General features: G+C 64.5%; 8 protein-coding genes. 3 read left to right on the forward strand and 5 right to left on the reverse strand.

Going from position 1 to position 7342, the window contains the following annotated elements; translation table 11 throughout:
• Window positions 1-1393 (forward strand): AsmA-like C-terminal region-containing protein (locus EOA75_RS25485; protein ID WP_281058556.1); only part of this gene is annotated, 1393 nt, incomplete at its 5' end.
• A gap of 98 nt (window positions 1394-1491) precedes the next feature.
• Here EOA75_RS25485 and EOA75_RS25490 read toward each other — a convergent pair.
• A complete protein-coding gene (locus EOA75_RS25490) occupies window positions 1492-1923 on the reverse strand; it encodes a helix-turn-helix domain-containing protein (RefSeq protein WP_066990862.1) in 432 nt (143 codons plus the stop codon).
• A 178-nt stretch (window positions 1924-2101) separates the two neighbouring features.
• Here EOA75_RS25490 and EOA75_RS25495 point away from each other — a divergent pair, with 178 nt between their 5' ends.
• Window positions 2102-3904: a chloride channel protein gene (locus EOA75_RS25495; protein ID WP_127240218.1), complete on the forward strand. Its 1803-nt coding sequence runs from the start codon at window positions 2102-2104 to the stop codon at window positions 3902-3904.
• A 6-nt stretch (window positions 3905-3910) separates the two neighbouring features.
• On the opposite strand, the gene EOA75_RS25500 is transcribed toward EOA75_RS25495, so the two are convergent.
• The 4 genes from EOA75_RS25500 to EOA75_RS25515 all read right to left on the reverse strand — a co-directional run bounded on the left by EOA75_RS25500 (window position 3911) and on the right by EOA75_RS25515 (window position 5690).
• The gene (locus EOA75_RS25500) at window positions 3911-4138 is read right to left on the reverse strand and encodes a ribbon-helix-helix domain-containing protein (RefSeq protein ID WP_095779013.1); all 228 of its coding nucleotides are present in this window, start codon (window positions 4136-4138) and stop codon (window positions 3911-3913) included.
• An 8-nt stretch (window positions 4139-4146) separates the two neighbouring features.
• A complete protein-coding gene (locus EOA75_RS25505) occupies window positions 4147-4344 on the reverse strand; it encodes a DUF4169 family protein (protein ID WP_095802677.1) in 198 nt (65 codons plus the stop codon).
• A 9-nt stretch (window positions 4345-4353) separates the two neighbouring features.
• Window positions 4354-4890: an SspB family protein gene (locus EOA75_RS25510; protein WP_066990875.1), complete on the reverse strand. Its 537-nt coding sequence runs from the start codon at window positions 4888-4890 to the stop codon at window positions 4354-4356.
• A gap of 116 nt (window positions 4891-5006) precedes the next feature.
• Entirely contained in the window at window positions 5007-5690 is a 684-nt protein-coding gene (locus EOA75_RS25515; RefSeq protein WP_095783789.1) for a TetR/AcrR family transcriptional regulator, read from the reverse strand.
• Window positions 5691-5898: 208 nt separating this feature from the next.
• Here EOA75_RS25515 and EOA75_RS25520 point away from each other — a divergent pair, with 208 nt between their 5' ends.
• On the forward strand, window positions 5899-7104 hold the full coding sequence (locus EOA75_RS25520; RefSeq protein ID WP_127325452.1) for a multidrug effflux MFS transporter: 1206 nt from the start codon (window positions 5899-5901) through the stop codon (window positions 7102-7104).
• Window positions 7105-7342 lie beyond the last annotated feature (238 nt).

Genomic DNA, 7342 nt, shown 5'->3' on the forward strand with positions numbered 1-7342 from the left:
GTCCTTCCTCGCCGGGAAGGACGGTGGCTGGCCGACGACGCCGTTCAGCCGGAAATCGACCCTGCCGTTCAGCGCCGATCTCGACCTCAACACGGCGGCCCTTGCCGCCGGACCGTTCGCGACCGCGCATGACGCGACGCTGTCGCTGAAGCTCGACCGGGAAGGCATCCGTGTCTCGGACCTCAAAGCCAAGCTCTATGAGGGCACGCTGACCGGCCTGTTCGAGCTCAAGAACACGGAGGGCACCGGCCTGTTATCGGGTCAGTTGAAGCTGGCGGGCAGTGATCTTGCCGCAGTGCTGCCTGGCGCCGGAATCAGCGGCAGCGGCGACATTTCGGCCGCGCTGTCGACCAGCGGCAAGTCTGTCGATGCGATGATCGCCGCCCTGTCAGGGTCCGGCACGGCGGCGCTGAAGGGACTGACCATCGCCGGCATCAATCCCGATGCTTTTGCCCCCGTCATCGCCAAGGCCGATGCAATCGGACGCGACATCGATGCCGCCAAGACCGCCGGCTTCGCGCCTGAGATCGCCGGACAGGGAAGTTTCGCGGCCGGCAACACCGATATCCCCTTCACCGTTGCCAATGGCACGCTGCGGGCGCCGCCGATCAGCCTCGACAATCCGGCGGCGACGCTCTCGGCGGACGTTACCGCCGACCTCGATGCGAGCACGCTGGCCGCCAAGGGAGCGATCACCTATCGACCGGGCGACGAGGCGCTTGTCGGCTCCGAACCGGCTGTGAACTTCAGCCTTGCAGGCCAGATCGGGGCGACGTCGCTCCAGTTCGACAGCGCGCCGCTGGCGCAGTTCCTGACCCAGCGCGCGCTGGAGAAGGAGCAGCAGCGCGTCGAGGCGATGCAGGCGGCGCTGCTCGAGAAGCAGAGGCTGCGGCGCGAGGTGCGCTACTACGCTGCGCTGCAGACGGAGCGCGACCGGGCGGCCGAGGAACTGCGCCGGCAAGAGGAAGAGGCGCGACAGAAAGCCCAGGCTGAAGCCAGGGCGAAAGCCGAAGCGGAAGCGCAAGCGAAGGCAGAAGCCGAGGCGCAAGCCAAAGCGGAAGAAGAGGCAAGGGCAAAAGCGGAAGCCGATGCCAAGGCTCAGGCCGAGGCCGAGGCGCGTGCCAAGGCGGAGGCTGATGCGCAAGCAGCGGCGGATGCCGACGCCAAGGCAAAGGCCGAACAACAGGCCGCAGCCGCGAAAGCCCAGGCCGAGGCGGATCGCAAGCGTGCCGAGCAGGCGAGGCTGGAAGCTGAACGCAGGGCGGCTGAGCAGGCGCCAAAAGTCGACCGGTCGCTTCCCGGCGTCAACGACGGTTCCGTTCCAGAGCCGCCGAAGCCCAAGTCCAATCCGTTCACGATCGACAACCTCCTGAAGTCGCTGGACGGCGGTTGAAACCCATTATTCCAGGAAAACTGCATAGCGGTTCCGCCCGGAATCGCGGGCGAACAAAACACCCAAGACGTCGCGAAGGACAGCGCTGGATGTAGCGCTCAAACCGGCTCCTGCCGCGAAAGCAGGCGCTTGAGCATAGGCTCGATGCGGGCAAGCTCGTCGAGATGGGCGGCCGACAATTCGGCGAGACGGTCGTCGGCGAGCGGGGTGAGTTGCAGCAGGACGCGGCGGTGGTCGGCCTTGTCTTGATCCCGCGCGACCAAGCCGGCCTCGCTCAGCCGATTCACCAGTTCGACGGCGCTGTGGTGGCGGATGCGCAATCGCTCCGCCAGATCGCCCACTGCCACCGGCCCGCCGCCGGGATAGCCCTTGATTGCCAGCAGCGCCTGGTGCTGGCGCGGGGTCAAGCCCGCCTCATTCGCCTGCAACTGGCTGAATTCGAGGAAGCGGCGGATCAGGTAGCGAAACTCCGAAAGCCGCTGATAGTCGGCCTGGCTGATGGCGGGACGTGGTTTCTTCGGATGCGTCATGCCACGACTTATCGCCCTTTCCGGCCAAAGCTCAACTCTTATGAAAGCCTGGCGCATCCATGACCAAAATGACGCGGAGCAACCACCAAAAACGGCCTTGAAGAATTGTATCGTGTTACGATATGTAGCCGGCCGACAACCGGACGGTACCGCGCCGCCAGAAAGCTCAGGCTCCCCAATGAAATCCGCTCATGCCGGAAACGGCCATCTCCGCGACTTCACCACCGATCCGCGGGTGCTCATCATCGCCGCCATCGCAGTCGTTGTCGCGACCGCCGGGCTGTTTGCCGGCATCGCGCTGTTGAAGCTGATAAGGCTCGCCACCAACATCGCCTATTTCGGCCAGTTCACACTGGCCGAGCTCAGGCTCGAGGACACGCCGCTCGGCTATGCCGCCGTGCTGGTTCCAGTGATCGGCGCGCTGGTCATCGGGCTGATGGCGCGCTTCGGCAGCGAAAAGATCCGCGGCCACGGCATTCCGGAAGCCATCGAAGCAATCCTGCTCGGCCGCTCGCGGCTCGACGCCAAAGTGGCGGTATTGAAGCCATTGTCGTCGGCGATCTCGATCGGCTCCGGCGGACCGTTCGGCGCCGAGGGGCCGATCATCATGACCGGCGGGGCGATCGGCTCGCTGATCGCACAGATGCTGCCGGTCAGCGACAATGAACGCAAGACGCTGCTGGTGGCGGGCGCGGCGGCCGGCATGACGACCGTGTTCGGCACGCCGATCGCGGCAATCATGCTCGCCGTCGAGCTGCTGCTGTTCGAATGGACGCCGCGCAGCTTCATCCCGGTCGCCGTTGCCGCCATCGTCGCCGAGGTCGAACGCACCTTGCTGCACCTGCCCGGACCGATCTTCCCGTTCTCGGGCAGCATGGAAGCGTCGATCGCCGGATTGGGTGGCTGGGTGCTGGTCGGGATTGCCGCCGGCCTGCTCTCCGGCTTGCTGACCCAAATGGTCTATGCCTGCGAGGACGCCTTCCAGAAGCTGCCGATACACTGGATGTGGTGGCCGATGATCGGCGGCCTGGTGGTCGGTATCGGTGGACTGATCGAGCCGCAGGCGCTCGGTGTCGGCTACGACAACATCGCCAACATGTTGGATGGCCATGTGCTGGCGGCGGCAGCGCTGACGCTTTTGGTGGTCAAGGCCATTGTCTGGTCGGTGGCGCTGGGTTCGGGAACGTCGGGCGGCGTGCTGGCGCCGCTCTTGATCATGGGCGGCGCGATGGGCGCGGTGCTTGCCGGTATCCTGCCCGAGGCGACGCCCGGCTTCTGGCCGCTGCTGGCGATGGCCGCGACCATGGGCGGCACCATGCGCGCGCCGCTGACCGCGACCTTCTTCGCGGTCGAACTCACCGGCAACACCCACATGCTTGTGCCGCTGATCGCAGCCTGCGCCACCGCCCATGCCGTCACCGTGCTGTTGATGAAGCGATCGATCCTGACCGAAAAGGTGGCGCGGCGCGGACACCACCTCGTTCGCGAATACCGCGTCGATCCCTTCGCGCTGACCAGGGTGCGCGAGGTGATGACGACCAAGGTCGAGAGCGTGCCGGCGACGATGACGCTGCACGGCGCGGCGGCATTCCTGACCGCCCCGGACACGCGCCATCCGAGCTTTCCTGTGATCGACGAGAAAGGCCATGTGCTCGGCCTCATCGATCCGCCGGCGATCCTGCGTTGGCGCCGCGCCGGCAAGCACCGCAAGACGACGCTCGGCGAACTTTTGGCCGGCAGCAAGGTCACGCTCGCCTATCCCGACGAATATCTGGAAGGACTGTCAGACAAGCTGCTCCTGGCCAACGTCTCGCATCTGCCGGTCGTCTCGCGCGAGGATGCACGGCTGGTCGGCTATATCGGCTGGAAGGACCTGATGCGGGTGCGGTCGAAAAAGCAGGCCGAGGAACGCGACCGTTCGGCCCTGCTCAGCTTCGGCGCCAAGCGCAAGGCGCAGGAAAGCCTCGGCGATCCGGTCTGAGGCCGGTCAAGATGCCTTGCCGCCGCGCTTTGCCCAGGCGAGCACGTAGAGTCTGAGCGCGGAGGAGAGGTTGGCGTCACGGGTCCGCGTTTCGTCGATCTCGGCAACGAGGGCCGCGAGCGACAGCGAGCGCTGCGTCGCGATCGCCACCAAATCGTCGTAGAAGGGTTGCTCCAGGGAAAAACTGGTGCGGTGGCCGCGGATCGTCACCGAGCGTTTTTCGACAGCGGCCATCCGGGCGCTCAGCGCCGGTCCGGATCGCCGGGCTTTTCGCGGCGATGGCCGTCCATGAATTTTTCCGTCATGTCGGACGTCAGCCGGTCACGCTCGCGCTCGGCTTTGGAACGGCCGTGCAATGCCCGGTTTTCCCTGGCCAGGCGTTCCTTCTCGATGCGCGCTTTCTGCTTGCGGGCCTGGCGGAGATTGACGACCTCGCCCATTTCCCCGGCTCACTTCTTGCGAAAGGCGTCGAGCGAAACCACTTCGGCACCCTTGCCGCCGGTATCGGCGGCAGCCGGCTTCTTCTCGGCCTCGGTGGCCTTTTTCTTCGATTCCGGTTTCTTTTCGGTCACGACCGCGATCGGCAGCTCCGGGGCCGGCGCGGCGTCGTCGTCTTCCGCGGCGTTGTCCGCCTTGACGTCGAATTCGAGTTCGAAATTCACTGATGGGTCATAGAAACCGCGCACGGCGGAAAAGGGGATTTCGAGCTTTTCGGGCACGTCGGAAAAGGAGAGTCCCACCTCGAAACCGGTGTCGGTCACCTTCAGGTCCCAGTACTGGAACTGGATGACGATGGTCATCTGCTCCGGATAACGCTCGCGCAGCCGCGAGGAGATGCGCACGCCCGGCGCGCCGGTCAGGAAGGTGATGAAGAAATGATGGTTGCCCGGAAGGCCCGTGCGCGCGACTTCGGCCAGGACCTTGCGCATGACGCCGCGCAATGCCTCCTGGGCCAGAATGTCGTAGCGGATGTGGTCGTCGGCCATGTGACGGTCGGGTTCCGTTGAATCGTCCGCATAGCTGTAATCAAGCTTGGGCGCGGCGTAAACCGCATATAGGCGCCGAAAGCTAAGGCCAAGAGGGCTGGCGGCGATTTGATCGCTCAGGCGTGGGCGAGGGCGGCCTGCCGGGCGGCTGCCGCTTTCTTCCTGCCGAAGGCGGCCAGGAAGGTGCGCACGCCATTGGTCGCTGAGCGCAACACCTCTTCCTCCGTCGGTATGCCGCCGAGCATGAAGGTTGTCTGCAACTCGGCGTTGACTAGTGCGAGGAACTGCCGCGCCGCCACGTCCGGATCGTCGATCGAGAGGTGCCCGGCATAGGCCAGCCGCGCGAAGCGGGCGGCAAGCGCCGACCAGGTGCGGCCCGGTCCCTGTTCGCGCCACTCGGCAAAAAGCTCGGGATAGCGCTCGCCCTCGGCCTGGATCAGCTTGCGCAGGAAGCGGCCGTCGCGGTTGCAGATACAGTTGCGGTTCATGCGCACCGCGAAGGCGACAAGATCGGCTTCGAGATCGGCGGGCTGGTCGGGAAAGGTGGCAATGGTGGCGAAGATGCCGGCATTGCAGCGCTCCGTCAGGTCGCGCACAATGGCCATGAACAGCTTTTCCTTATCGCCATGGTGATTGTAGACGGTCTGGCGCGAAACGCCGGCCTCGGCCGCGATCAGGTCGATATTGGCGCCGGCATAGCCTTCGCGGCAGAAGACCGAAGCGGCAGCATCAACCACCGATATGCGCTTGGCCTCATGGCTGCGTGGCGGGAAAGTGTCAGGAGAAACGCCGACCTTCATAAAAAACTATATAGCGATGATTGACGAATTGGACAAGCCTGTCTAAATTTGTAGACACAATAAAGCGAAGTCCGCTCCCGGGAACAACAGAATCGCGCTTTGAAGCGACGATGATTTCACATCCCGGATGTCGGAGTTCCACGGGATGGAACGTCCTCGGGTAGACGCCGGACCACGGCGGCAACCAGATCCGAAAGAAGCCCTTATCATGAGTCCCAAATTCCTCCGCATCGCGGTCGTGCTCGGCTTGTTGTCCGCAATCGGCCCGTTCGCCATCGATATGTACCTTCCCGCGCTGCCCTCGATCGGTGCGGATTTGAAGGCTGGCACCGCCGCCGTGCAGATGAGCCTTTTGATCTTCTTCCTGTCGATGGGTTTCGGCCAGATCGTCGTCGGACCGATCTCGGACATTGTCGGGCGCAAGCTGCCGCTTTATGTCGGACTCGCGCTGTTCATGGTTGGCGGCGTCGGCTCGGCTATGGCGCCCAGTATCGAGTGGCTGATCGCCTTCCGCTTCCTGCAAGGGCTCGGCGCCAGCGCCGGCATGGCAGTGCCGCGCGCCATCGTGCGCGACCTGCACACCGGTAACGAGGCCGCCAAGCTGATGTCGTTGCTGATGCTGGTGTTCTCGGTGTCGCCTATTCTCGCGCCGCTCACGGGCAGTCAGATCATCGAGAGCTTCGGCTGGCGTGCCGTGTTCTGGACTGTGACGGGCGCCGCCGCTTTAGCCACCATCCTGCTCGCGACCTCGCTGAAAGAGACGCGTTCGGCGGAGGAGCGCGCCAACTCGTCCTTCGGCACGGCACTTGCCGGTTACCGCTACCTGATGAGCGACCGCAACTTCCTTGGCCTGACGACGATCGCCGGCTTCGGCATCGCGAGCTTCTTCGTCTATCTGTCGAGTTCGTCCTTCATCCTGATCGACCACTACGGCCTGTCGCCTTCGGTCTACAGCGTGTTCTTCTCGATCAACGCGGTCGCCTTCATCGGCATGTCGCAGCTGACCGGGATGCTGGCGGATCGCTTCGGCTTGAAGCGGGTCGTGTGGGTGGCGGTGACCGGCTATGCCACGGTGATGGTGGCGCTGTTCGCGATCATGGCATCCGGTGTCGACCGGCTCGACGTGATGGCGGCGCTGCTCTTTGTCGGCTACGGCTTCCTTGGCCTGGTCATTCCGACCACCTCGGTGCTGGCGATGGAAGAGCATGGCGAGATCGCCGGCACGGCCTCGGCGCTGATGGGCACGCTGCACTTCGCCATCGGCGCGCTGGCCATGGGCGTGGCGGGCCTCTTCTTCGACGGCACGCCGCTGCCGATGGTGGCCGGCATCACGCTCTGCGCGGTGATTTCCTTCACGCTGGCCAAGCTGACGCTCGGCCGTGCGCGCGAAGCGGTCGAAGCGCCTGCCGAGTAAGACGCGGATAGAAAATCGGAGAGGCCGGGATTGCCCGGCCTTTTTCAGCCCAGGCAGGACGGCAAGCAGGCGCGCCAAGCATGCTTGGCCGTTCAATTGACTTGGAAGGCGAGGGGGAAGGTGGAGGTTTCTGTTGCCAGGTACCTCCGAACCCCGCCTAGAAGTGCGAACCTCTAGGGCTTGATTTGAAGCGTTCGCACTGCATTAAGCAGCGAGACGAGCTTCCGCATAGTTGTCG

The organism is Mesorhizobium sp. M1A.F.Ca.IN.022.07.1.1, from assembly GCF_003997575.1.
In the GTDB taxonomy this organism is placed as follows: Bacteria; Pseudomonadota; Alphaproteobacteria; order Rhizobiales; family Rhizobiaceae; genus Mesorhizobium.

Coding starts and splice junctions, on each gene's coding strand:
- EOA75_RS25490 (WP_066990862.1), bottom strand. CDS start 1,923: ATGACGCATCCGAAGAAACCACGTCCCGCCATCAGCCAGGCCGACTAT.
- EOA75_RS25495 (WP_127240218.1), top strand. CDS start 2,102: ATGAAATCCGCTCATGCCGGAAACGGCCATCTCCGCGACTTCACCACC.
- EOA75_RS25500 (WP_095779013.1), bottom strand. CDS start 4,138: ATGGCCGCTGTCGAAAAACGCTCGGTGACGATCCGCGGCCACCGCACC.
- EOA75_RS25505 (WP_095802677.1), bottom strand. CDS start 4,344: ATGGGCGAGGTCGTCAATCTCCGCCAGGCCCGCAAGCAGAAAGCGCGC.
- EOA75_RS25510 (WP_066990875.1), bottom strand. CDS start 4,890: ATGGCCGACGACCACATCCGCTACGACATTCTGGCCCAGGAGGCATTG.
- EOA75_RS25515 (WP_095783789.1), bottom strand. CDS start 5,690: ATGAAGGTCGGCGTTTCTCCTGACACTTTCCCGCCACGCAGCCATGAG.
- EOA75_RS25520 (WP_127325452.1), top strand. CDS start 5,899: ATGAGTCCCAAATTCCTCCGCATCGCGGTCGTGCTCGGCTTGTTGTCC.